Source organism: Martinezella lusitana, from assembly GCF_010668395.1.
Taxonomy (GTDB): Bacteria; Pseudomonadota; Alphaproteobacteria; order Rhizobiales; family Rhizobiaceae; genus Rhizobium; species Rhizobium lusitanum_A.
In genome coordinates this window covers 53275-77719 of sequence record NZ_WUEY01000023.1, presented here as the reverse complement: position 1 = coordinate 77719, position 24445 = coordinate 53275, and the positions used below count along the sequence as shown (strand labels likewise).

Here is a 24445-nt window from a genome sequence, read left to right as displayed (position 1 = left end):
AGGAGAAAATGATGAACCGCTTCGCCAGCCCGTTGATTGCCGAAGAAACCTGGCCACGAGAACGGCTTGACGTCGATTACAATGCGCGCGCCACCATCGGCGACCGCTTTCCCGACGAGATGCAAGCCTATCGCGAAACCTCGGACGAAGTGCGCAGCGCCTGGCTCCGCTTTGCCGATATTGTCTACGACGGCAAAAGCGGCCAGACGCTCGACATTTTCGGACCCGAGACCGGCGATGGGCTGCGCCCGGTCTTCCTCTTTATCCATGGGGGCTACTGGCGAGCTCTATCCAAGCAGGATTCTGCCATGATGGCGGGGATGCTGGCCAAAGCAGGCATTATGACCGCCGTCTTGGACTATCGCCTTGCGCCCACCGTCACGCTGTCCGAAATCGTCCGCGAAGTGCGCGCTGCCCTTGCCTTTCTCTGGCAAAATGCCGCCCGCTACGGCATCGATCGCAACCGCATTCATATCGGCGGCAGCTCCGCCGGCGGTCATCTCGCAGCCATGCTGCTCGCCGGCGGATGGCACGAGGATTTCGGCGTGCCTGAAAATGTCGTCAAGTCGGCCCTGCCACTGAGTGGCCTGTTCGAGCTTGCACCGTTGGCGGCGAGCTTCCCCCAGGAATGGCTTTCGCTCGATGCGCAAGACGTGGACGCTTTGAGCCCGATCCGGCATCTGCCTCGGCTTGGCTGCCCGATAGTCGTTGCCTGGGCGGAAAAGGAAGCTCCGGGTTTCAAGCGCCAATCAACCGCCTTCGCGGAGGCATGGGCCGATCTTGGCCATCCAGTACGGATGCTGGAAGTGCCGGGCCGCAACCACTTCGATATCCTCATGGAACTGCGAAGCGAGGAGACGGCCCTTTCTCAAGCGCTGCTGACGGTGATGGGCGACTGAACGTCGCCCGCCCGTTACATGGTCAAAACAACATGACGTGGCCGCGAAGCCTCCTCCGCGCCCTCTCATGGACGTCGTCGTCATGCGTGTCATCGGCATTCAGCTCGAAGAAAGCTGCCCGATCGGCTGCAACACCGCGACGCCCCGGGCGATCGAGTCAGCCGGGGCGGTTCATCTCTCGTCAATGAAGGAGCGGCGCCCTCACTCCACGAGATGCGAGATGGTCTTGACGATCGTATAATGGAGAATGCCCTCGGCTCCGCCCTCGCGGCCGAGACCGCTGTCCTTGACGCCGCCGAACGGCGTTTCCGCACGGGATGCTTCCAGCGTATTGATCGAGACATTGCCGGCCTCAAGGCCCCGCGCGATCCGGTCTACATTGGCGGCCGAACGGGCAAACCCGTAAGCGGCAAGCCCGAAGGGCAGCGCGTTTGCTTTTTCCAGCGCTTCGTCAATGGAGCGCACCGGATTGATCAGCGCCAATGGACCAAAAGGTTCTTCCCGCATCGCGCGAGCATCGTCAGGCAGCTCCGCCATCGCCGTCGGCGCGAAGAAGTAGCCGCGCTTTTCCAGCCTGTGGCCACCGCACAGTATCCTGGCGCCTTTCGCGCGGCCGTCATCGACCAGCGCCTGCAGCGCCTCGATGCGGCGGTCGTTGGCGACCGGCCCCATCTGCGTTGCCGGATCGAGGCCATCGCCGACCCTGATGGATTGCGCCTTTTCCACGAAAGCCTTCGTGAAGCGCTCGTAGACGCTCTCATGCACGAAGAAGCGTGTGGGTGAGGTGCAGACCTGACCGGAATTGCGGTACTTGCGCGTTGCGCTGCTGATACCGGCTGCGACCGGATCGACGTCGTCACAGACGATCACGGGAGCATGACCTCCAAGTTCCATCAGCGCCGGCTTCATATGGCGGGCGGCGATCTCCGTCAGGTGCTTGCCGACCGCGGTGGAACCGGTGAAGGCGATCATGCGGATTTCGTGACGCGGGATCAGGAACTCGGATATTCTGGCGGGAATGCCGAATACGAGGTTCAGCACGCCTGCCGGCAGGCCGGCATCCTCGAAAGCCTGGGCAATATGCATGACACCGCTCGGCGTTTCCTCCGAAGCCTTCATGATGACGGAGCAGCCCGAGGCGATGGCGCCGGCGATCTTGCGCGCCGGCTGGCTCATCGGGAAATTCCATGGAGAAAAAGCCGCGACAGGGCCGATCGGCTCATGCACGACCATATAGCGGATGCCCGGCTCGCTTGGGATGACGCGGCCATAGAGCCGTACGCATTCGCCGGCATCCCATTCGAAGAACTCGCAGCCACGGATGACTTCGAGCCGCGCCTCGGCGAGCGACTTGCCGTTTTCGACCGTGATCGATCGGGCGATGTCCTCGATCCGCTCGCGCATGAGGGCAGAAGCCTTGAGGATGATCTCCGACCGTTTCCACGGCGAGGTGCTGCTCCAGGCCCGGAAGCCTTCAGCCGCCACAGCGAGTGCGTCCTCGAGATCCTGCTCACCGGCAACGGCGACGGTTCCGATGACATCCTCGGTTGCCGGATTGATGATCGGCAACGTCTCGACCGTCTTTCGCCAGTTGCCGCCGATGTAAAGCGGAACGTCGGCATTCATCGTCATCTGGGCACCTCCCCGCACGCAAAAAGAACTGGATTTTCAAACCTGTCAGCTGGACGCCCCATGGATGCAATTCATTCGGTCATATAACAATCCACATAAATCGAATGAATTCATGTCCAAACTGGATAAGTGCGATTGAACGGGGGAGCGTGTGCCGCTATCGGCATCGACCATTTTTCGATCGATATCTGTCAAACCATGCCGGAGCGCCGGCGGACCGGCTGCGGTGGACAAGTTCCCCACGGCCAGGGTCGCATTGGTTTGCGGTCGGCAAGCCTTTCAGGAGCGTCATTCAACTTGTGCCACGCCTGCGGCAGCCATCCTGCTTGGCAGCGATGTGTCTTAATTGATACGCAACGCCGACGAAATGGAATGGAGCGGCGTGTGATCGCGATTATAACTTGACTAAAATATACCTATTTTAATAGATCGGAAAAGTCGCGGAAATTCCGAACCACGGTAAGCGGCGGCAAATGGAAGGTTTGTGCTTCGCAGCCTTTGTGACGGGTTTACCTTAAAAGCGCATCACATTCGAAATGAATATAGCTGCTGACGATATCGATGACGATCTTCAGACGATCTATCTACGCCAGTGGCATACGCTGCGCTCGCACCTGCGCAGGCGAACCGGCTCCATCGAAGTCGCCGAAGATGCCTTGCAGGAAACATGGCTTCGCGTTGCCGGCCTCTCAAATCCGCCGATAGTACGTGACAAAAGAGCCTTTCTTCTAAGGATCGCAGGCAACATCGCGATCGATATAATCAGACGTGAGCGTCGTCATCAGAGCCGCTGCACGGCGGACGAGAATATTCTTGCCGCTATCGAGGATCTCGCTCCATCGCCGGAAAAGATCGCCATCGATCGCGATCATCTGCGCGCGCTCGTCAGTGCGCTGATGGAACTGCCTGAAAAGGCCCGGACTGCCCTTTTGATGAGCCGCTGCGATGGTCTTTCCCATCGCGAAATAGCTGCCCGCCTGAAGGTTTCGGAAAGCATGGTCGCCAAGTACCTCGCGCAATCTCTGCGCCACTGCCGCTATGCGTTTCGTGCGCTCGGATAAACGTTTGCCGCATGGCCGACTGCAAGATCGGCAAGGGTTCTTCGTCTAATAGATGACGGCTGCGAGACGGAGCGAATTCGGATATGGAAGACGCAAAAGGGATTGATGACGCACTCAGCGATCAGGCAATCGAATGGGTGGTGCGGATCCATTCGGGACATGCGACCCAGGCCGACCGCGAGGCTTTCGCGAACTGGCGATGTGAAAATCCGTTGAACGAGGCCGCCGCCAGAGAGGCCGAAACCATCTGGCAGGGCATCGGGGTCGCCGGCAAGGAAGTCCGCGGGACCGAGCGCAGAAATACGCGTGCGAAGGTCACGCGGCGAGCCTTCATCGGCGCGGCTTCGGTCGGATTGATCGGCAGCGGCCTGGTGGAGACCGGGTTTCTGCGGCTGAATTTCCTCACCGACTATGTCACGGGTATCGGCGAACGAAAGACGATCGTTCTCGCCGACGGCTCGACAGTGCTGATGAACGCGCGCTCGGCTCTTTCCGCGAGGTTCGACGCGAACCGGCGCCAGATTTCGCTTTTCGAAGGACAGGCGACGTTTACCGTCGCCCATGATCGCGCAAGGCCTTTCCTGGTAACCGCGGCAAGCGGGCAGACGAAGGCGGTCGGAACCGTCTTCGATATCGACATGAGGCCCGACGAAGTGGCGGTGACCGTTCTCGAAGGCAGCGTTTCCGTCGCCACGGAAGCCACCTCGGACGGGCCGATGCCGATCAATGTGAATCAGAGAGTGCGCTACAGCGACGACGGCGTCATTCTTGCCACGGAAGAGGTCGACGCCGACATCGAGACGGCCTGGCGGCGCGGCAAGCTGGTGTTCAACGGACGCCGCCTGGCCGAGGTCATTGCCGAGGTAGAACGCTATCGTCGCGGCAAGATTGTCCTTATGGGGTCCTCGCTGCAGCAGCTGCCCGTGACCGGTGTCTTCGACATGGCGGATTCCGAATCCGTCCTGACCACGATCCGCCAAACGCTGCCGGTCCGGATTACCGAGCTGCCGCTGGTGACGATCATTCGTCCCGCATAAATAAATCCTAATGACATCAGTATCTTATAAGAAATATGAAGTTTTCAGTCATCTTTTGCTGCAAGTTTGCGGCCGAGGCTTCGTCTCTCCGATAGAAGCTGCCGGGCAGAGGGACGCCCCGCAGATGCGTTGAAGTCGAAGGGGCATAGAATGCGAATACAGCGATCGGGGCAAAGATGCGGTCGTAGAGGACCGGTGTCGACGAGGCTTATCGGCTCGGCGGCGATAGCGGCGCTGCTTCTGGCGACGGCTACGACCGCTCCCGCCATGGCGCAGGATTCCGTCGGAAGGTCCTCTCGGCTCGCCGCCTACAGCATCCCGGCCCAGCCGCTCGGCTCCGCATTGACGACCTTCGCCGACCGCGCCGGCCTCAAGCTTCTCTTTCCTTCGCAACTCGTCACCGGGCGCAAGAGCGGCGGCCTATCGGGCAACTTCAGCCCTGAACAGGCGCTCGGCAGACTGCTGGCCGGAACGGGCCTGACCTATCGTTTCACCAACGCCTCGACAGTGACGATCATCGCAGCCGGTCAATCCGCCGACGCCGGCGGCGCGAATGGAACGACCGTGCTTGCGCCGATCGTCGTTCAGGGATCGCAGGGCGGCACCACGGGTTACGTGGCGACACGAAGCGCCGGCGGCACGAAAACCGATACGCCGCTGATCAGGACGCCGGCCTCCGTGAGCGTCGTCACAAAGCAGCAGATTACCGATCAGAATGCTCAGAGCGTCTCCCAGGCGATGCGATACACGGCCGGGGTCGTCGCCGAACAACGCGGCGTCAACGAGGATTCGCTCGAATATCTCTATAGCCGCGGTTTCCAGACGACCACTTACCTCGACGGGCTGCAGATCCCCTTCACCGGGTTCAACATCGCGACGCGCGACTCCTATCTCTTCGACCATGTCGAGAGCATCCGCGGGCCGGCTTCCGTGCTTTACGGCCAGACGCCGCCCGGCGGCATCATCAACGTCGTCGGCAAGGAACCGACGGAAACGCCCGAACACGAGGTCTTCGTCCAGACCGGCAGCTACGGCCGCGTGCAAGGCGGTTTCGACTTTTCCGGCCCCGTCGCCGATCGTGACGATCTCTTCTATCGCCTGACCGCAACGGGGTTGACGACCGGCACCCAGACCGATTTCGTCGACCAGAAGCGCATCGGCATCGCGCCGGCCTTCACCTGGAAGCCGGATGAAGACACCAAGCTGACGGTAACGGGCGTCTATCAGCGGGACCCCGAGGCTGGCACCTTCAATTACGTACCCGCGGTCGGCACCGTCCTGCCCGGCCTCGTGCATATTCCCCGTTCCTTCAATACCGGCGACCCCGGCTTTGACGAATACGAGAAGGAAGAAGCCTCCATCGGCTATTCGTTCGAACATCGCTTCAACGACGTGTGGCAGGTCAAGCAGAACTTCCGCTACCTGCACAATAGCCAGACGATCCATCATGTCGGAGACGGCTCCGATTATGATGCATCGGGGACCGCTCTGGACCGGATCGCCTACAACAATTTCGGCACCGTCGACGCCATCACGGTGGACAATCAGGCGATCGCAACGTTCGACACCGGCGCGCTGAGCCATCAGATGCTCTTCGGTTTCGATTTCCAGAACATCCAGTACGACCATCATCTCTACTACGGCAGCACAAGCGGCCCGGATGCTCCTCCGCTCAGCATCATCGATCCGGTGTATTATCAGTATATACCGACACCCGACTTCATGCTCGGCACCTCAAACAAGCAGCGCACGCAGCAGTACGGGCTCTACGCGCAGGATCAGATCGAATTCGGCAAGGCCACCTTCGTCGGAAGCCTCCGCCAGGATTGGGCAAACACGCATACCGTCTCCTACAAGGATGGCAGCGCTTCGGATCAGGACGACCATGCTCTGACCGGCCGGGTCGGGTTGATCTACAATTTCGACAACGGCCTTGCGCCCTATGTCAGCTATTCGACTTCCTTCCAGCCGCTTTCGGGAACGACCGACACCGGCAGCGCGCTGCAGCCGACCAAAGGCAAGCAGTATGAGATCGGTGTCAAATACCAGCCGGTCGGCTCGGACAGCTTCGTGACCGCATCGCTTTTCGATCTGCGGCAAACGAATGTGAAGGTTTCGAGCTCGCTTTACCCGGGCTCCGTCACGCAGACGGGCGAAGTGCGCTCGCGCGGCATCGAACTGGAAGCGCATGCCTACCTTACCGACGACCTGCAGGCGATCGCCAGCTACACCTATACGGATATCGAGAACACCCGGGCGACGGCCAACATCCAAGGCAAGCGCCCGGCCGGCATCCCGGCGAACATGGCGTCGCTCTGGCTCTCCTACGACATGCCCGACAACGTCGCGCCCGGCCTCAAGATCATGGGCGGCACGCGCTTTGTCGGCGGCAGCTTCGGCAATCCGACCAATACGTTCAGCGTGCCATCGACCACCCTGTTCGACATCGGACTGCAATATGACTTCGAAAAGCAGTTCCCGAAGGCGAAGGGCCTGACGGCGACCCTCAACGTCACCAATCTGTTCGACAAGACCTATGTCACCTGCACGGACATGACCTATTGCACCTACGGCCAGGGTCGCCTCGTGCTCGCCGGCTTGCGATACAAATGGTAGCACGGGTCTTCGCTTGACTGGCTACGGCACATACCCCGGCTCGGAGAAGGCAGAGTGGCTGGCAACAACCCGCCGCTCGCTGCTTTCAGCGATCCCGTCGCTGGCGATGGCCTATGCCCTGCCGACATCAGCCGCAGCGGAAGCCAATCGACCGAAACTGCGCGTCGTATCCCTGAACTGGGCCATGAGCGAAATGCTCTACGCCATGAACCTGACACCCATTGCGGCTGCCGAGATCGCCGGTTACGAGCGCATGGTCGGCTACCCTCCTACGCCGCCTGACGTCATCGACCTTGGCTTCCAGATCAATCCGAACCTGGAACTGCTTTCCAGAATAGAGCCGGACCTGATCCTCATCCAGTCGTGGCAGGCGGCGGGACGGCCGATCCTCGAACGCTTTGCCCCGGTCGAGAGCTTCACGCTTTACGATCGCGGCAAGGGCGATCCCATCGAAGCCGCGCGCGGAGTCGCTCTTTGCCTCGCATCGCTTTGTGGAAATCCCGCAGTCGCTTGTGATTTTCTGTCGCGTATGGATCAAAGCTTTGCCGACTGCGCAAAGCGCATTGCGGCAAAGGAGCAGCGACCGATATTGCTGGTGCAGGCTCTGTCGCCGACCAATCTCGTCGTATTCACCGGCGGCAGCCTGTTCGATAGCGCCATGCGCCGCATCGGTCTTCAAAACGCCTGGTCGAAATCGCCGACCCTCCTGTGGGGCAGCACGCAGATTGGCGTCGATACGCTGGCCGCCTATCCACAGGCCTGCGTCGTCTGGATCGCATCCCCCGACGGAGCCTCCTCCGATGCCCTATTCCGAAGCGATCTTTGGCGGCAGCTGCCTCAAGCCGTGAATGGGCAAGTGCGCGAACTTCCATTGATCTGGGGCTTTGGCGCTCTGCCGACAGCGGAACGTTTTGCTCGGCTTATCACCGCCACACTGGCAGGTAGCGGCGAATGACGAGCGCTCGCCATTCGTTTCGCGTCACGGAACGCCCCATGCTGGCAGTCGCAAGCATCGGAGCCCTCGCTTTCGCCTTTATTGCAGCGACGGTCATCCATCTCGATCGGGCGTTTCCGGCTGCCTTCTGGTACGATCTTCTTGCATCTCAAGGCAAAATCCAGACGGCGATCCTTTATTATTCCGCCTTGCCACGGCTCGCCATGGCATTGGCCGCCGGCGCCTGTCTCGGCTTCGTCAGCGCCGTCATGCAAGTTGTCCTTCGCAATCCGATCGCCGAGCCGGCGACGCTCGGCGTCTCCAGCGGCGCCTCCTTGGCCCTCACCCTTGCGTCTCTTCTCACGCCTTCTCTACTGGAGAACGGCCGGGACATGATCGGCATTGCGGGGGCCTCTACCGCAATGCTGATCGTCATGGCCCTGGCGACACGCCAGAACCTTTCGCCAATCCGCCTTATGCTGGGCGGACTGATCGTCAGCCTGCTTTGCGGCACGATGAATGCGCTGATCGTGCTGTTTCATCACGACAATCTCCAGGGGATGTTTATCTGGAACGCCGGATCCCTGGTCCAGAACGATTGGCATGCAACGCATCGGCTGCTGATCCAGATTTCGGCAGCAACGGTCTTGATCGCGATCCTCCTGCGGCCGCTGGCCATCCTCCAGCTTCAGGACGAAAATGCCCGCGGGCTTGGTCTTCCCCTTGCCAAAATCCGGCTGCTTGTGCTGGGGGCAAGCGTATTTTTAAGCGCAGCCGTGACAAGTGCCGTTGGTGTCATCGGCTTCGTCGGGCTTGCCGGCGCTACGTTGGCTCGTGCCGCAGGCGCACGCCGTCTGAAGCATCGCCTGTTGCTGTCCGCGCTCATCGGCGCCCTTATTCTTGCGACGACGGACCAGGGGCTGCAATTGCTGACGGGTTCCTTCGGAGAAATACCCGCGGGCAGCCTGACCGCACTTCTCGGGGCGCCGCTTATGCTCTGGCTTCTCCCTCATCTGGCGTCGACGCCTGAAATATCCATGAGCGAACGGCGTGAAACAGACCACCGCATCTGGCCGGCAATCGCTCTTTGCGTCGGCTTGCTGCTGATTCTCGCCTACATAGCCCTAGCCCTCACCAACGACATGAGCCATTGGCGCTTCGCCTTCGGCCCGGATTTTTGGGCCACCGTTCCCTGGCGATGGCCGCGCAGCCTGACAGCGGTTTCCGCAGGCTTCATGCTTGGCATTGCGGGCGTAATGAGCCAGCGCCTGACGGGCAATCCGCTCGCCTCCCCAGAAGTCCTGGGTGTCTCGTCCGGCGTAGGGTTGGGGGCGCTCGTTACGGTCCTGGCCTTTGCACAACCCGACCGTACGATACAAATGATGTCGGGTGCCGCCGGCGCAATCTTGACGATGGCATTTATATTCATTCTCGCACGCCGCTCGGCCTTCTCTCCGGAAAAGCTCCTATTGGCCGGTCTCGCCATCAGCACCCTGTTCAGCAGTACATTCACATTTCTGCTGACGACCGGGGATCCGCGCGTTCATACCCTTCTCGTATGGATGGCCGGCTCCATCTCGAACGTTTCCGAGCACGACGCCACGGTTGCCTTCGGCTTTGCCCTGTTCACAGCGGCAATGCTCCCTTTGCTGGGACGCTGGCTTGCTATTCTGCCGCTCGGCATGTCTTCCGCTCGCGCCATAGGCGTGAGCGGTGCCAGGTCGAATACCGTGCTCCTGATTGCCATATCGATCTGCACGGCTATACCGACCATGCTCGTCGGGCCGCTGAGCTTCGTCGGACTGATGTCGCCCCATATCGTCCGCATGATCGGACCTCGCCGTCCGATCCAGCAGGCCTTTACCGCGGGGCTGGTCAGTGCGATCATTCTTCTGGCGGCGGACGTGTTCGGCCGGGCACTTCTGTTTCCCTATGAAATCCCGGCCGGCTTGATGGCCTCTATGGTCGGGGCTCCCTATTTCCTGTTCTCGATGCGAAGAACAAGATCACGATAGGACAAACGGGCTGCGGCCGATTAAGATCTTCCAGACCCATCCAGGCATCGCATTTGCGCCTTCCCGGTCCGACCTCGGTTTGCACCGAAGCCTCATCCGGGATAGAGCAGGTTTTCATCCGGTCGCCTCGGCGTCGGGCGACAGCATGAACTGCAATTCATCACTACACGATACGAGACGGACATGACCGACCAGGACGACGACTACATCTATGACGAGGCAACCGGCGAATGGCGCCCCGCTTCCGAAATCGCTGCGGAGAAGGCCAGGGCCGCGGAGGCTCGCGATGCATCCGGCAACGTGCTCGCCGACGGCGATTCCGTCGTGCTGATCAAGGATCTCAAGGTCAAGGGCGCCGGCCAAACGCTGAAGCAAGGGACCGTCATCCGATCGATCCGGCTCACCGAAAACCCGGAAGAGATCGACTGCCGCCACGACACCATCAAAGGGCTGGTCTTGCGCACCGAATTCGTGCGCAAGCGCTGATACGGCTTCGGACATCCAGGCGCCCGCATCTCCGGTTCGGAGCCTTGACGTTCGGCGGGTGGCAGGCATTGCTTTCAAGATGGCGGTTGGGCACCCTGGCGGGATATGCGAACCTCGAATCGATGGATTCGAGTGGCGCGTCGAACCTGCCGGGGCCTGCCGGTCGCCAGCCTTCCGGTAAGGTGTTTCGCATTTTTCTGTAAAGTCATGCGGGGTCGCGCACCGTAACTTATATTTCTCATTTGGAGGACAATGAGAAACGCAAAGGTATGGAGGAGTTTACCTTGGCAACGACTGCAGAGGAAAATACAGCACGCATATCCCTCGAAGATGAAAAGCTCAGCCTCGGCGCCAATCTCGCCTACGGCCTTCAACACGTACTCACGATGTATGGCGGCATCGTTGCCGTTCCGCTGATCGTCGGCCAGGCATCGGGGCTCTCGCCATCCGATATCGGTCTGCTGGTGACAGCCTCGCTGTTTGCCGGCGGCCTGGCGACCATCTTGCAGACGATCGGGATACCGTTCTTCGGCAGCCGCCTGCCCCTGGTGCAGGGCGTATCCTTTTCCGGTGTCGCGACGATGATCGCCATCACCGGGCATGGCGGCATCCAGGCGGTTCTCGGCGCGGTCATTGCGGCGTCATTCATTGGCCTCATCATTACGCCGGTGTTTTCGCGCGTCACGCGCTTCTTTCCGCCCCTTGTCACCGGCATCGTCATAACGACCATCGGCCTCACGCTCATGCCGGTTGCGGCGGGCTGGGCGATGGGCGGCAACAGGAACGCACCGGATTTCGGCAGCCAGGCCAACATTCTGCTCGCGGCCGTAACGCTGTTGATTGTCTTGCTGCTCAGCAAGCTCGCGAGCGCAGCCATATCGAGGCTATCGATCCTGCTTGCCATCATCATCGGCACCGGCATCGCCTATGCCGTGGGCATAGCCGATTTCTCGCGCGTGGCGAACGGACCGTTCGTCGCCCTGCCGCAGATTTTCCACTTCGGCTATCCCGTCTTCGACACGGCGGCGATCATTTCGATGTGCATCGTGATCATGGTAACGCTCGTCGAAACCTCCGCCGACATTCTTGCCGTCGGTGAGATCGTCGGAACCAAGGTCGACGCTCGCCGGCTCGGCGACGGCCTGCGCGCCGATATGCTGTCCAGCATCCTGGCTCCCGTGGTCGGCTCCTTCACACAGAGCGCCTTTGCGCAGAATGTGGGCCTTGTGGCCGTGACCGGCATCAAGAGCCGGTTCGTCGTGGCAACCGGCGGTCTCTTTCTCGTCGCCCTCGGATTACTGCCAGTCGTCGGCCGTATCGTGGCGGCGGTTCCAAGCTCTGTCCTCGGCGGGGCGGGCCTCGTCCTGTTCGGAACGGTGACCGCGAGCGGGATCAGAACCCTCGCCAAGGTCGACTACGACAACAACATGAACCTCATCATCGTGGCGACCTCGATAGGGTTCGGAATGATCCCGATCGCAGCTCCGGGCTTCTACGAGCATTTCCCGCCGTGGATCGTCACGATTTTCCATTCGGGTATCAGCTCCGCGGCCCTGATGGCGATCATGCTGAACCTGCTGTTCAACCACCTGAAGGTGGGCAATTCGGACCAGCAATCGGTCTTCGTTGCAGGAACGGAGCGTCTGATCCGGTATCAGGACGTCGCAGGCCTGCATGACGGCGACTATTTCCTGAACGGCAAGCTCTACGACGCCAACGGTTCGGAGGTGCCCTTGATCCCTGCGGAAGCCCATTGATCGAACGAAGTTAGGCGGCTTGCGGGCGTTCGGCGCCGGCAAGCCGCCTTTTTTTTGCGCTCGATCGTCATTCATGCGGGCAAGATACGGGTGCCTGCGGTCAGGCCGCCGGCCGGAATACATCCCGAACCGCGCGCGACATAGCTCACCGGGACCTTTCTTCTTCGCTGCCCGTCCGCAAAAAGGCAGCGGCGCGACCGCAAATTGATGCTTTTCACCGTCATCATCCTTGCCGTATCCGTTAGCCACAAGACGCTGGCGAGAGGATACGGCAATGGCGAAGCCCTTCTATTGGAACGAACTCAACACCTATGATTTCGCCGATCTTTCGCCGGATACCACGATCGCGATCCTGCCGATCGCCTCGACGGAACAACACGGTCCCCACCTGCCGATCGCCACCGATGTCGCGATCGCGCAAGGCATGCTGGCGGAACTGAAGGTCCAGCGCCCCGACGATCTCCATTTCCTCGTTCTGCCGACACAGGAAATCGGCAAGGCCAACGAACATGTCTACGGTCCCGGCACGCTGTCGCTTAGCGCGGAGCTGTTGATCCCGGTCTGGACCGCAATCGGCGCGAAGGTCGCCGAAGCCGGCATCCGCAAGATGGTCATCGTCAACTCCCACGGCGGAAACCTCGACATCATGGGCATCGTCGCGCGGGAGCTGCGCGTGCGGCATCAGATGGCCGTCGTCGCCACGCAATGGACCCGCTTCGGCACGCCTGACGGCATGATCGACGAACACGAGCAGCGCTTCGGCATCCATGGCGGCGACGTCGAAACCTCGCTCATGCTGCATTTCCGGCCCGAGCTCGTGCGGATGGACAAGGCGGAGAACTTCGCCTCCAAGGCGGAATGGATGAAGGCGCATTCCAAATATCTGCAGCCGCTGCCGCCGCATTCGCTCGCCTGGATCGCGCACGATCTTAATCCGAACGGCGTCGTCGGCAATGCCGCGGCCGGTACCGCGGAGAAAGGCGCGCTCATCTGCCGCCACCAGATCGCCGGCTTCATCGAGATGCTGCGCGACCTGCGCGACTATCCGCTCTCCAACCTCTATTCGAAATAAGTATCCGAACGACGACGCTCGGAGGGCATGACGATATGCCCTTTCGCCTGCAGCTCCTCCACCATTCCGGCAAGCTCGGCAAGCAGGTATTCGACGAACAGGCTGGTGGCGGCATCGAGCGGCGCGCGGGCACGGGCGAACAGCTTCATGGGCTGATGACGTGAATTGGGCTCGGCGATTGGCCGGAACACCAGCTCGCCCCGCCGGCACTCGGTAATGACGTCGAGCGGATTGAGCAGCGTCAGTCCCGCCCCGCATTTCACCAGCTGCTTCAGCATTTCCGATGCATTGCTCTCCAGCACGGGCTCGACCTGCACGGAAAGTCTCGCCAGCGTCAGATTGATGACATCCCTGAGACTCGTGCCGGGCTGCGCCAACAGCAGCCGCTCCTCCACGACATCGGCAAGATTGATCGGTCCCGGTCCGATCAAGGGGTGGCCGGGCGGCAGCACGACGCCGATCGGTATGTCGAAATTGCCGAGCGAGCGGATGCCGGGCGCCGCCGGTATGTTGAAGCCGAGGCCGATATCGACCTCTCCCGAGACGACCGGCGCCATGGTCGTCGAGCCGGCATCGTTGCGCAGCTGGATGAACACCCTTGGATGTTCGGAGAGGAAGCGCGCGATGATCTCAGGCAACGGACCGGATGTCAGGCCGACCGTCGCGACCATCCTGATCTTGCCGGCCTGCTGCATCTTCAGGCTGCGAATACGGCCCTCCAACCGCTCGTAGTTCTTCAAGACCTCGCGGATGTGCTCGATACAGAGCTCGCCCGCCGCCGTCAGCCTGAGGCCGCGCGGCAGGCGTTCGAAGAGCGGCGCGCCCATCTCCTCCTCCAACGCCAGAATCTGCCTATTGATTGCCGAAGAGGCCACGTTGAGCCGCGCGGCCGCCTTGCGGATGGAGCCGCAGCGGGCAATTTCATTGATGTAGAGAAGTCGTCTCGAGTGCAGCATCTTCGTTCCCATTGCTTATTTTTTGCCCAGGCCGCACAATTTAGGCACATGCCTGGGAACAGATGCCGAAAAGGCATCAATGCGCACGAATTTTGATGCTTTTCAAAGCGCAACGCAATCGCTCAAATGCAGGAAATGGGCTTCAACAACGACGTCCCATGGCAGATAAAGGGAACAGTCAGCCATGTATAATGTATTGAAGACAAAAGCATTTTTTGCCGCCATGGGTGTGGCTGCGGCGATCGCGGCGGCTGAGCCCGCAAATGCGCTCGACAAAGTCACCTACGGAACCAACTGGCTTGCCCAGGCCGAGCACGGCGGTTTCTACCAGGCCGTCGCCGACGGCACCTACAAAAAATATGGCCTGGACGTCACCATCGTTCAGGGCGGCCCCAACGCCGCCAACCAGGCGCTTCTGGTCTCCGGCAAGCTTGATTTCTACATGGGCGGCCCGCAGCAGGAGATCGATGCGGTCAAGCAGGGCATCCCGATCGTCGATGTCGCAGCGATCTTCCAGAAGGATCCGCAGGTGCTGATCGCCCATCCGGATGCCGGCGTGGAGAAGTTCGAGGACCTTGCCAAACTGCCGACTCTGTTCCTGAGCAAGGACGGCTACATCACCTATTTCGAATGGATGAAGGCGAATTTCCCGGATTTCAAGGACGAACAGTTCAAGCCCTACAATTTCAGCCCGGCGCCCTTCCTGGCCGACAAGCAGTCGGCGCAGCAGGGTTATGTGACCTCCGAGCCCTATGAGATCGAGAAGCAGGCCGGCTGGAAGCCGAAAGTCTTCCTGATCGCCGACGCCGGCTACTCCCCCTATTCGACGATGATCACCGCGCAGAAGGCGCTGGTCGACAAGAACCCCGATCTCGTACAGCGCTTCGTCGATGCGTCGATCGAGGGCTGGTACAACTATCTCTACGGCGACAACAAGGCGGCAAACGACCTGATCAAGAAGGACAATCCCGATATGACGGATGGCCAGATCGCCTATTCCATCGCCAAGATGAAGGAATATGGCATCGTCGAATCCGGCGACGCCCTCGACAAGGGCATCGGCTGCATTACCGACGCGCACTACAAGAAGTTCTTCGACGAGATGGTGCAGATCAAGGTCTTCGACGCGGATATCGACTACAAGAAAGCCTTCGACACACAGTTCGTCTGCAAGAGCGTCGGGATGTCGCTGAAGAAGTAGCAGGCATATTATTCGGCCCGTGGCTCGCCCCTCGCCCCGCTCGCGGGGAGAGGGACATTCTTCCAGCAAGCCTGATCGCTGAAATCGACAGAGAACCACATGATGACCCTATCGGAAACCATTGCGACAAACCGGACGGAAGCACGCAAGCGGCCGCTTGTCGTCATGGATCAGGTCTCCAAGGTCTTTTCGAACGGTACGCTGGCGCTTTCCGGCATGTCGATCAATGTGGAGAGCGGCGAGTTCATCAGCCTGCTCGGCCCCTCCGGCTGCGGCAAGTCGACGGCCCTGCGCATCATCGCCGGCCTCGGCGGCACGTCCAGCGGCAGGATCGATTGGCCGAGTTCGCGCATCAATACCAAGGGCCTGCCGGACGGCGATATCAGCTTCGTCTTTCAGGAACCGACCCTGCTTCCCTGGAAGACGGTTTTCGGCAACGTCCACCTGCCCCTGAAGCTCAAAGGTATTTCGAAGGCCGCCGCCCATGAACAGATCATGGAGACGTTGGCGACGGTCGGCCTCCAGGACTTTGCCGATGCCTATCCGCGAGAGCTGTCCGGCGGCATGAAGATGCGCGTCTCGATTGCCCGCGCGCTGGTGACGAAGCCGAAGCTGCTGCTGATGGACGAACCCTTTGCCGCGCTCGACGAAATCACGCGCCAGAAGCTGAACGACGATGTCCTGCGCCTCTGGCAGACAACGGGCATCACCGTCATCTTCGTCACGCATTCCGTCTACGAGTCCGCCTATCTCTCCAACCGCATCGTCGTCATGAAGGCGCGGCCCGGACGTGTCCACAGCGACTTTCCGCTGGAAACCCGAGGCGAGCGCGATCCGCTTTATCGTTCATCGGAAGAATATCGGCAGGTTTGCGAGAAAGTGTCGCTTTCCCTGATCGAAGCCATCGGCCGGCAGGAGGCCCATTGATGAGCGACAGCACCAGCCTGCCCGTCAATCTTTCCGTCCAGCCCGCAGAGTTAGCCCCTGCCGCGGCAACCGGGCAACGCAATCTCGAACGCGCGCTCGGCGTCTTTGTGCCGGTCCTGACCGTCCTCGTACTGCTTGTTCTCTGGCAGCTTCTGGTCCTCGGCGCCGGCATTCCGCAATATATCCTGCCGAGCCCGATCGCCGTCGCCAAGGCGCTCGTTTCCGATTGGGGCATTCTCTGGCCGGCTCTGTGGGTGACGACCGAGATCACCTTCATATCGCTGGTGCTCGCGCTGATCGGCGGCGTCGGCTTCGCCATTTTCCTGGTGCAGTCCCGCTGGATCGAACTCGCCTTCTATCCGCTCGCCGTGATCCTGCAGGTGACGCCGATCGTCGCGATCGCACCGCTGATCCTGATCTATGCGCCGACGCGCGAGTCGGCGCTCCTGATCTGCGGCTTTCTCGTCGCCTTCTTCCCGATCCTGTCCAACATGGTGCAGGGTCTGAAGAGCGTCGATCACAACCTGCTCAATCTCTTCGACCTTTATGGCGCCTCGCGTTGGCAGGCATTGCTGCACCTGAAGCTGCCGGCGGCCCAGCCCTATTTCATGACCGGGCTTCGGATCGGCGGCGGCCTGTCGCTGATCGCATCCGTCGTCGCCGAATTTGCGGCCGGCTCCGGCGGCCCCAATTCCGGTCTCGCCTTCCGCCTGCTCGAAGCACAATACCGCCAGAACATGCCACGCCTGTTTGCGGCACTCCTGCTCCTGTCGGCCCTTGGCGTCGCCATATTCGCCTTCACCTCCTTCATTTCATGGCTGAGCCTGCATCGCTGGCATGAGAGCAGCCTCAAGCGGGAAAACTGATGTCCCACGCCTTCATGTCACCACCCAACGCCGCCCGCTTCGCGCTGAGCAACGCCACCGTTCCCGCCGTAACGCTGTCCGACTTCCAGGCAACCTCCGCCGAAGGCCTCGTCAAGGCCGATATCGTCGTCGCCGACGGCCTCGTAAAGGCCATACTCGCACCCGGAACAGCGCCGGTCGAATATGCCAAAGTCGACATGAGGGACGGCATGGTCTGGCCGACCTTCGCCGACATGCACACCCATCTCGACAAGGGCCACATATGGGAGCGGCGCTCCAATCCGGACGGCAGCTTCATGGGGGCGCTCGATGCCGTGCGCTCCGACCGCGAGGCCAACTGGTCGGCGGACGACGTGCGCAAGCGCATGGAATTCTCGCTGCGTTCGGCCTACGCCCACGGCACCGGCCTGATCCGCACCCATCTCGATTCGCTGGCGCCGCAGCACCGTATTTCCTTCGAAGTCTTCACCTCGGTCCGCGAGGCCTGGAAGGACAGGATTGCGCTGCAGGCCGTCGCCCTCTTCCCGCTCGACAATATGGCGGATGAAGCCTTTTTCGCCGACTTGCTGACGGTCGTTCGCGACGCCGGCGGCCTGATGGGCGGCGTTACCCAGATGAGCCCGGAACTCGATGCGCAGCTCGACAAGCTGATCCGCGCCGCCGCCGACAATGGCCTCGACATCGATCTGCATGTCGACGAGACCGAAGACAAGGAGGTGCTGACGCTGAAGGCGATCGCCGAAGCCGTGCTTCGCAACGGCTTCACCGGCAAAGTGACTGCCGGCCATTGCTGCTCGCTCGCACGGCAGGATGCGGATGTCGCCCGCGCGACCATCGATCTCGTCGCCAAGGCCGGGATTTCCATTGTCTCGCTGCCGATGTGCAACATGTATCTTCAGGACCGCCATCCCGGCCGCACGCCGCGCTGGCGCGGCGTTACCCTGCTGCACGAGCTTGCCGCGGCCGGTGTTGCCACAGCCGTCTCCTCCGACAACACCCGAGATCCCTTCTATGCCTATGGCGACCTCGATCCTGTCGAAGTGTTCCGTGAGGCCGTCCGAATCCTGCATCTCGACCATCCGCTGGATACGGCGGCAAGAGTCGTCACCACCTCTCCCGCAGACATTCTCGGCCGTCCGGATATCGGCCGCATCGCGGTCGGCCATTCCGCCGATCTCGTTCTTTTCAGCGCCCGGCGCTGGAGCGAATTTCTTTCCCGACCGCAGTCCGACCGCGTCGTCCTTCGCAAGGGCAAGGTGATCGACCGCAGCCTGCCGGACTATCGTGAACTCGACAGCGTCATTGGAGCGTAAAATGCCGGATTACCAGCGCATCAAGAAAGAACTCGAAGGCATCTCCATCGAAGACAATCCGGCGCTCGTGCGCCAGAAAAGCCGGGATTTCTACTGGTATTCGCCGATCCTGAAGGCCCAGCTCGACAATGTCACCGCCGATCTCGTCGTCACGCCGAAGACCGAGGAGGAGGTAATCCGCACGCTGCAGGTCGCCTATGCCCATGACGTTCCAGTCACGCCGCGCGGCGCAGGCACCGGCAATTACGGCCAGGCCATGCCGCTCTCCGGCGGCATCGTCCTCAATCTTGCCGCCATGAACACGATCAAGGAAATCCATCCCGGCCGCGTCATCTGCGAACCCGGCATCGTGATTGCCGAGCTCGACCGCCAGACCAAGGCCCATTCCGGCCAGGAGCTGCGCTTCCACCCCTCGACGGCGCAGACGGCAACGATCGGCGGCTTTATCGCCGGCGGCTCGGGCGGCGTCGGGTCGATCACCTGGGGCGGCCTGCGCGATCTCGGCAATATCCTGCGCCTGCGCGTCGTCACCATGGAGGCGGAACCCCGCGTTCTCGACCTGACCGGATGGGACCTTACCAAGGTCAGCCATGCCTATGGCACGAACGGCATCATAACCGAGATCGAAATGCCCTTGGCGCCCGCCTATGACTGGGTGGACGTGCTGGTCGGCTACGACGATTTCATGGATGCCGTCCGCTTTTCCGACGCACTGGCCAAGTGCAACGGCATCCTCGTCAAGGAAATCGCCCCCATCGCGGCACCCATTCCGCACGAATACTTCACCCGCCACAAGCCTTATATCCGTGAGGGACAGTCGATCGTGGCGCTGATGATCGCGCCGCATTCGATGGACCCCTTCGTTGCCTTTACCCGACAGCAGAAGGGCGAGATCACCTTCCGCTCCGACAAGGTCGAGAGCATGAAGGGCATCCCGCACGCCTATGAGCTCGCCTGGAACCACACGACGCTGCGCGCCATCAAGGTCGATCCGTCGATCACCTATCTGCAGGTGCAGTATCCGGGGCCGGATCATGTCGCGAAGGTCCAGAAGATGGTGGAAACCTTCGGCGACGAGGTGCCCGGCCATCTCGAATTCATCAGGTTCGACGGGCAGATCCAGTGCGCCGGGCTGCCGCTGGTGCGCTATACGTCGGAGGCGCGTCTCGAGGAAATCATCAGGATCCATCAGGACCACGGCTGCCCGATCTTCAACCCGCATCGTTATACGCTGGAGGAAGGCGGCATGAAGCAGACGGACGCCGTCCAGCTTGCCTTCAAGCGGGAAACCGATCCGAAGGGCCTGCTCAATCCCGGCAAGATGATCGCCTGGGACGATCCGGATTTCGACTTCAAATCAGGCAAGAACTACCTCTTCCCGGGCCTTGCGGCGCTGATGGAGGCGTCATGAAGGTCCTCGTCCTTCACTCCCATCCGGTCGAGGAAAGCTTTGGCGCCGCGCTGCACCGTCAAACCATCGAGAGCCTGAAGCGTGCCGGCCACGAAGTCGACGATTGCAACCTTTATGCCGAAGATTTCGATCCCGTCCTGTCGCGTCACGACCGCGTGATCTACCACGACTATCCTGACAATACCGAGGCGGTAAAATCCTACGTCGAGCGGCTGCAGCGTACCGAGGCCCTTGTTATCGTCACTCCGGTCTGGAATTTTGGTTTTCCGGCCATCCTCAAGGGCTATTTCGACCGGGTCTGGCTCCCTGGCGTCTCCTTCGAACTCGTCGACGGCAAGGTGCGCTCCAAGCTGCAGCATATCCGCAAGCTCGGCGCCGTGCTGACCTATGGCGCCGATCCGTTTCGCGCCTTTGTCGCCGGCAATCCGCCGAAGAAGATCGTCAAGCGCGTGTTGCGGGCGCAGATCAAGCCTTTCGCTCCGGTCGTCTTTCTCGCGCACTACGACATGAACCGCTCGACGGAGGCCTCGCGCGGGCGCTTTCTGCTGAAGGTCGATCAGCAGATGCAGCGGTTTTAAGCGGCGTCTCGCCGCATTCCGCGTTTGACCGGTTGATGGCCGGAGACAGCCTCGAAGACTATCAATGGCTGGTGCGCAGGTGAGTTGAAGACGGCGTCGGCCGGCTCGCTTTCACCTGACTGCCGCTGAAATCCTTTACCGCCCAGGAAACACCGATGCACTGCAAATGCGCAGCGTCGACTATTCCAATTTGAATGAGGAAAGTCAGCCGCACCACCAGGCTGTCGCGACGATGCTGACTGTCGTCGAACCATGGCTGGCAGGTGATACTATCCAGCACCTTTTGAAGTAAATCGACTTGCTCCGATGTCAGGTGGTCTCCGGGCAAGCGATGAAAGCGCGCCATTATGCCTTCTCTCCGGCAGGACGCGCAGAAATGAGCTGCGGTTTGCAAGGCAACGGCACGCGAATGATCAACAGGCCAAGGCGATAAAACCGCATCCGGAAGATTGCGACACGCTTCGGCCAACCTCGCTCATGTGGTTTCGGCAAGGATAGCACCCTGGAAAACGAGTTTGTCATAGCAAGCCACAGCATTCGTAGGTTCACTTTTTGTCGATTGGCAGGCCGTGGCGATCAACGGTCCCGTTGCGTCGGCAGCCTTTATGTCTACTCCTTCAGGACGCTAGTGAGCTTTCCGAGAGAAGCCTACGTCCATTTTTGACGAGGAAGTGGAGCGCCCATGGCGAGCTTCTCCTTTCGTGGGTATCGAGGCAGGGGGGATTGCACCGCTTGACGGCATTCGAGCCCTGCCTTCCCGACACCGAACACCGTGGGAAAGAATCCCCGTCGCAAGCCTTCAGCAGAAGGTGGCGGAACGATAATTGGCGATTGCGGGGTCGGGCCCTGTCGCGCGTCAAACCCGTGAGCAAGCCCTATAGCACCAGGTCTTCGACGGCCTTTCTGGCCTTGGGCACTGCGTCCCGCGCCAACGTCGGGATGTTCATCCCTTCGGCCCGAACGGTCTGCACATCGGTGATCCCGATGAAGCCGAGGATCTGGCGCAGGTAAGGCTCGACGAAATCCCACGGACGCCATGGGCCTTCCGTGAAGACGCCGCCCGAAGCCAAAACCAAAATGGCCTTCTTGTCCTTTGCCAGGCCGACAACGCCCTCACCCCCATATTGAAAGGTCCTGCCCGGCCGCACGACCAGATCGACCCAGGCCTTGAGAGCCGATGGAATGCCGAAGTTCCACATCGGCGTGGCGATCACCAGAAGATCGCAGTTCAGAAGCTCATCGGTCAGGTGATCCGACCGGCGTGCCGCCTCGTTGAGGTTTCCTGCCTCGACGGGATCCTTCGTCGAAATGGCGCGAAGCGTCGTTTCGTCCAAATGCGGTAGATGCTCGGCGGCCAGGTTGCGGCGCGTCAGTTCCGCAGACGGATGAAGCGCGGCGAGCCGCGCTGCGAGCGTATCCGCGACCGCGCGGCTCGCCGACTCGCCTCCCCGGGGGCTTACTTCGATCATAAGAATTCGTTTCATGACGATAGCTCTCAATTTCTGTCGGAAGGTTTTGTCAGCGGGCGCGCGCCGTGAGCGCGTTCCAGGCGGCCAGAGAGTCCATGTAGTCTCGCCAATGCGCCACTTTTCGATTTTCGATCCTGATGATCGAGCAGAACCTGTTGTGGTATTTCACCCCGGTCGCAAGGATGGTTCCATGAACTTCGTATTCGATGACAAGGCCCCTGCCGTCATCCATCGCATGACGAACCAGCTTGTCGGCGGTTTGTAGCCTGATGTGGTCGCAATAGCCCCTGAACTGGGCCATCAGATCCGGGCGCCCCTCGATGACGCGGGGCCAACCGGCAATGTCGTAAAGAACCTCGTAGACGACATCGTCCGCGACGATATCGAAGAAGTGCTCGCCATCGACGAGGTCGCCCAGCGCCGTGCGGACCAGGTCGAAATAAGGTCGGGCGGGGTCAAAGACAGCGTATTTCGGATTCGTCATCACAGGCTCTCCAAGCGTTTCGCGTAGTTGCTAACCGAATGAGAGCTACATATATATTGGAAGCTAATTCTGAAAAAGAAGGCACTTTCATTTCAGTAGCTAACACCGAGGTAAGTCATGAAGAAACCGGGCAAATTCGTCGGCCTCGACCCTGCGGCCATATGCAGGAGTTCAGACCCCATGGCGGTGCGGGAACTGCTGAACAAGATCGGAGACAAATGGACGATCTTCGTCATCCTGTCGCTTGATCTTCTCGGCGGCCGGGCGCGATTTTCCGAGCTTGAGCGCTCCGTCCCGGGAATCTCGCAACGAATGCTCTCCGCGACCCTGAAAAATCTCGAGCGCGACGGGCTGGTCGTGCGGGAAGTGTTTCCCGAGGTGCCGCCGCGTGTCGAATACGAGATCACCATCCTGGGAAAAAGCCTGCTGCAACCGACGCAGGGGCTCGTCGATTGGGCCAAGACAAACTGGGAACAGGTTAGAGAAGCACAATCCACCTATGACGCCAGATAGCCGCCGGATGCCCAGGAAGGGAGATGCCGCCGGCCCGCCGCCATCGGCTGCCTCGGTATCGATTGCGCAAAGCGCAACATGCCTCCGATGCATTTCGAGCCGCAATCCTGCCGCCACTCTAATTTCTTATCACGAGACCGATTACAACAATTCGTATGCATAAATAAAACTTGACGCGCGTCAATAATTTACCCTATGAAGCTCTCCGTCCGCTGGCGGGAGGCCGAGCCAGGACGGATGTTCGCTTCTGAGGTCTCATCACAGGGAGGAGCTCCTTTGACCCTATCTTCTTTCACCAAGTCCTTGCTTGTTTCCGCCAGCGTCATGTTGGCCGCTGTCGCGGCACATGCCGAGGACATCGGCGTCTCGTTGCTCACCCAGCAACACCCCTTCTACAATGCGCTCGCCAAGGCGATCACGGATGAAGCCGCCGCCAAGAACGTCCAGGTCGAAATGTCGATCGCCAACCAGGACCTGAACAAGCAGCTCGCCGATATCGAAGACTTCATCGTCAAGGGCGTCGACGTGATCATCATGTCGCCCGTCGATAGCAAGGGTGCATTGGCGGCCGTAGCGCGCGCCCAGGCAGCCGGCATCAAGGTCATCACCGTCGACGTTCCGGTCGAAGGCGCCAAGGTCGCGTCCTATATCGGCACGGATAACTACGCCGGCGGCGTAAAGGCCGGTGAACTGATGGCGCAGCAGCTCGGCGGCAAGGGCAATGTCGCCATCATCGACTATCCGCTGGTGCAGTCGGTGGTCAATCGCGTGAACGGCTTCAAGGACGCGATCGCAAAGCATCCCGACATCAAGATCGTCTCGATCCAGACCGGCATCACGCGCGCCGAAGCTCTGGCCGTGGCGCAGAACATGTTGCAGGCCAATCCCGATATCAACGGCATTTTCGGCTTCGGTGACGATGCCGCGCTTGCCGCCTCCGTCGCCGTAAAGTCCGCCGGGCTCGGCGGCAAGGTGAAGGTGATCGGCTTTGACGGCATGCCGGAAGCGATCAAGGCAGTCGACACGGATCCCGACATGGTCGGCGTCATCCAGCAGTTTCCGGATCAGATGGGCAAGCTTGCCGTGGATACGGCCCTCAAGGTCAAGGCCGGCGAAAGCGTTCCGGAAAGCCAGCCCATCGTGCCCGGCGTCTACGTGAAGAAGAACTGATTTTATTTCCTCCCAAGACGGCTTTTTCTCTGGAAAAGACCGCTCCTC

Annotated in this window: 22 protein-coding genes; 17 read left to right on the top strand and 5 right to left on the bottom strand. The window is 60.7% G+C overall.

What is annotated here, in order from left to right; translation table 11 throughout:
* The first annotated feature begins 8 nt into the window (after positions 1-8).
* Positions 9-899 carry an alpha/beta hydrolase gene (locus GR212_RS30795; protein ID WP_246726089.1) on the top strand — a complete coding sequence of 297 codons (891 nt, stop codon included), beginning with the start codon at positions 9-11 and terminating at the stop codon, positions 897-899.
* A gap of 201 nt (positions 900-1100) precedes the next feature.
* On the opposite strand, the gene GR212_RS30790 is transcribed toward GR212_RS30795, so the two are convergent.
* Positions 1101-2525 carry an NAD-dependent succinate-semialdehyde dehydrogenase gene (locus tag GR212_RS30790; protein WP_163992773.1) on the bottom strand — a complete coding sequence of 475 codons (1425 nt, stop codon included), beginning with the start codon at positions 2523-2525 and terminating at the stop codon, positions 1101-1103.
* 542 nt (positions 2526-3067) lie between these two features.
* On the opposite strand from GR212_RS30790, the gene GR212_RS30785 reads away from it, so the two are divergent.
* The 8 genes from GR212_RS30785 (at position 3068) to GR212_RS30750 (ending at position 13509) form a co-directional block, all read left to right on the top strand.
* Positions 3068-3592: an RNA polymerase sigma factor gene (locus GR212_RS30785; protein ID WP_163992728.1), complete on the top strand. Its 525-nt coding sequence runs from the start codon at positions 3068-3070 to the stop codon at positions 3590-3592.
* A gap of 83 nt (positions 3593-3675) precedes the next feature.
* Positions 3676-4629: a FecR family protein gene (locus GR212_RS30780; protein WP_163992726.1), complete on the top strand. Its 954-nt coding sequence runs from the start codon at positions 3676-3678 to the stop codon at positions 4627-4629.
* Positions 4630-4824: 195 nt separating this feature from the next.
* On the top strand, positions 4825-7245 hold the full coding sequence (locus tag GR212_RS30775) for a TonB-dependent siderophore receptor (protein WP_163992724.1): 2421 nt from the start codon (positions 4825-4827) through the stop codon (positions 7243-7245).
* A gap of 13 nt (positions 7246-7258) precedes the next feature.
* On the top strand, positions 7259-8200 hold the full coding sequence (locus GR212_RS30770; protein ID WP_163992722.1) for an ABC transporter substrate-binding protein: 942 nt from the start codon (positions 7259-7261) through the stop codon (positions 8198-8200).
* Positions 8201-8238: 38 nt separating this feature from the next.
* Positions 8239-10194, top strand: coding sequence for a Fe(3+)-hydroxamate ABC transporter permease FhuB (gene fhuB, locus GR212_RS30765; RefSeq protein WP_163992720.1), 1956 nt, complete (start codon positions 8239-8241; stop codon positions 10192-10194).
* A 183-nt stretch (positions 10195-10377) separates the two neighbouring features.
* Positions 10378-10680 (top strand): alkylphosphonate utilization protein, encoded by a 303-nt coding sequence (locus GR212_RS30760; protein WP_163992718.1) that lies wholly within the window; start codon positions 10378-10380, stop codon positions 10678-10680.
* 284 nt (positions 10681-10964) lie between these two features.
* The gene (locus GR212_RS30755) at positions 10965-12437 is read left to right on the top strand and encodes a nucleobase:cation symporter-2 family protein (protein ID WP_432444421.1); all 1473 of its coding nucleotides are present in this window, start codon (positions 10965-10967) and stop codon (positions 12435-12437) included.
* Positions 12438-12711: 274 nt separating this feature from the next.
* The gene (locus GR212_RS30750; RefSeq protein WP_163992713.1) at positions 12712-13509 is read left to right on the top strand and encodes a creatininase family protein; all 798 of its coding nucleotides are present in this window, start codon (positions 12712-12714) and stop codon (positions 13507-13509) included.
* Here the strand turns inward: GR212_RS30750 and GR212_RS30745 are convergent.
* Positions 13497-14465 (bottom strand): LysR substrate-binding domain-containing protein, encoded by a 969-nt coding sequence (locus GR212_RS30745; RefSeq protein WP_163992711.1) that lies wholly within the window; start codon positions 14463-14465, stop codon positions 13497-13499. The genes GR212_RS30750 and GR212_RS30745 overlap by 13 nt on opposite strands.
* A gap of 184 nt (positions 14466-14649) precedes the next feature.
* On the opposite strand from GR212_RS30745, the gene GR212_RS30740 reads away from it, so the two are divergent.
* The 6 genes from GR212_RS30740 (at position 14650) to GR212_RS30715 (ending at position 20761) form a co-directional block, all read left to right on the top strand.
* Entirely contained in the window at positions 14650-15666 is a 1017-nt protein-coding gene (locus tag GR212_RS30740; RefSeq protein WP_163992709.1) for an ABC transporter substrate-binding protein, read from the top strand.
* A gap of 102 nt (positions 15667-15768) precedes the next feature.
* Positions 15769-16593: an ABC transporter ATP-binding protein gene (locus GR212_RS30735; RefSeq protein WP_163992771.1), complete on the top strand. Its 825-nt coding sequence runs from the start codon at positions 15769-15771 to the stop codon at positions 16591-16593.
* On the top strand, positions 16593-17459 hold the full coding sequence (locus tag GR212_RS30730) for an ABC transporter permease (protein WP_204326835.1): 867 nt from the start codon (positions 16593-16595) through the stop codon (positions 17457-17459). Before GR212_RS30735 ends, GR212_RS30730 begins: the two co-directional genes overlap by 1 nt.
* A complete protein-coding gene (locus tag GR212_RS30725; protein ID WP_163992707.1) occupies positions 17459-18772 on the top strand; it encodes a cytosine deaminase in 1314 nt (437 codons plus the stop codon). The genes GR212_RS30730 and GR212_RS30725 overlap by 1 nt, the downstream gene beginning before the upstream one ends.
* Position 18773: 1 nt before the next feature.
* The gene (locus GR212_RS30720) at positions 18774-20183 is read left to right on the top strand and encodes an FAD-binding oxidoreductase (RefSeq protein WP_163992705.1); all 1410 of its coding nucleotides are present in this window, start codon (positions 18774-18776) and stop codon (positions 20181-20183) included.
* On the top strand, positions 20180-20761 hold the full coding sequence (locus tag GR212_RS30715) for an NAD(P)H-dependent oxidoreductase (RefSeq protein ID WP_163992703.1): 582 nt from the start codon (positions 20180-20182) through the stop codon (positions 20759-20761). The genes GR212_RS30720 and GR212_RS30715 overlap by 4 nt, the downstream gene beginning before the upstream one ends.
* Before the next feature lie 61 nt (positions 20762-20822).
* Here GR212_RS30715 and GR212_RS30710 read toward each other — a convergent pair whose 3' ends face one another.
* From GR212_RS30710 to GR212_RS30700, 3 genes are all read right to left on the bottom strand, one after another.
* Positions 20823-21107 carry a hypothetical protein gene (locus GR212_RS30710; RefSeq protein ID WP_163992701.1) on the bottom strand — a complete coding sequence of 95 codons (285 nt, stop codon included), beginning with the start codon at positions 21105-21107 and terminating at the stop codon, positions 20823-20825.
* Between the two features lie 529 nt (positions 21108-21636).
* Positions 21637-22245: an FMN-dependent NADH-azoreductase gene (locus tag GR212_RS30705; RefSeq protein WP_163992699.1), complete on the bottom strand. Its 609-nt coding sequence runs from the start codon at positions 22243-22245 to the stop codon at positions 21637-21639.
* Positions 22246-22279: 34 nt separating this feature from the next.
* Positions 22280-22714 (bottom strand): nuclear transport factor 2 family protein, encoded by a 435-nt coding sequence (locus GR212_RS30700; RefSeq protein WP_163992698.1) that lies wholly within the window; start codon positions 22712-22714, stop codon positions 22280-22282.
* A 117-nt stretch (positions 22715-22831) separates the two neighbouring features.
* Between GR212_RS30700 and GR212_RS30695 the strand changes: the two genes are divergently transcribed.
* Both GR212_RS30695 and GR212_RS30690 read left to right on the top strand, forming a co-directional pair.
* On the top strand, positions 22832-23227 hold the full coding sequence (locus GR212_RS30695; protein WP_163992696.1) for a winged helix-turn-helix transcriptional regulator: 396 nt from the start codon (positions 22832-22834) through the stop codon (positions 23225-23227).
* Positions 23228-23551: 324 nt separating this feature from the next.
* Positions 23552-24397 carry a substrate-binding domain-containing protein gene (locus GR212_RS30690; protein ID WP_246726095.1) on the top strand — a complete coding sequence of 282 codons (846 nt, stop codon included), beginning with the start codon at positions 23552-23554 and terminating at the stop codon, positions 24395-24397.
* Positions 24398-24445 lie beyond the last annotated feature (48 nt).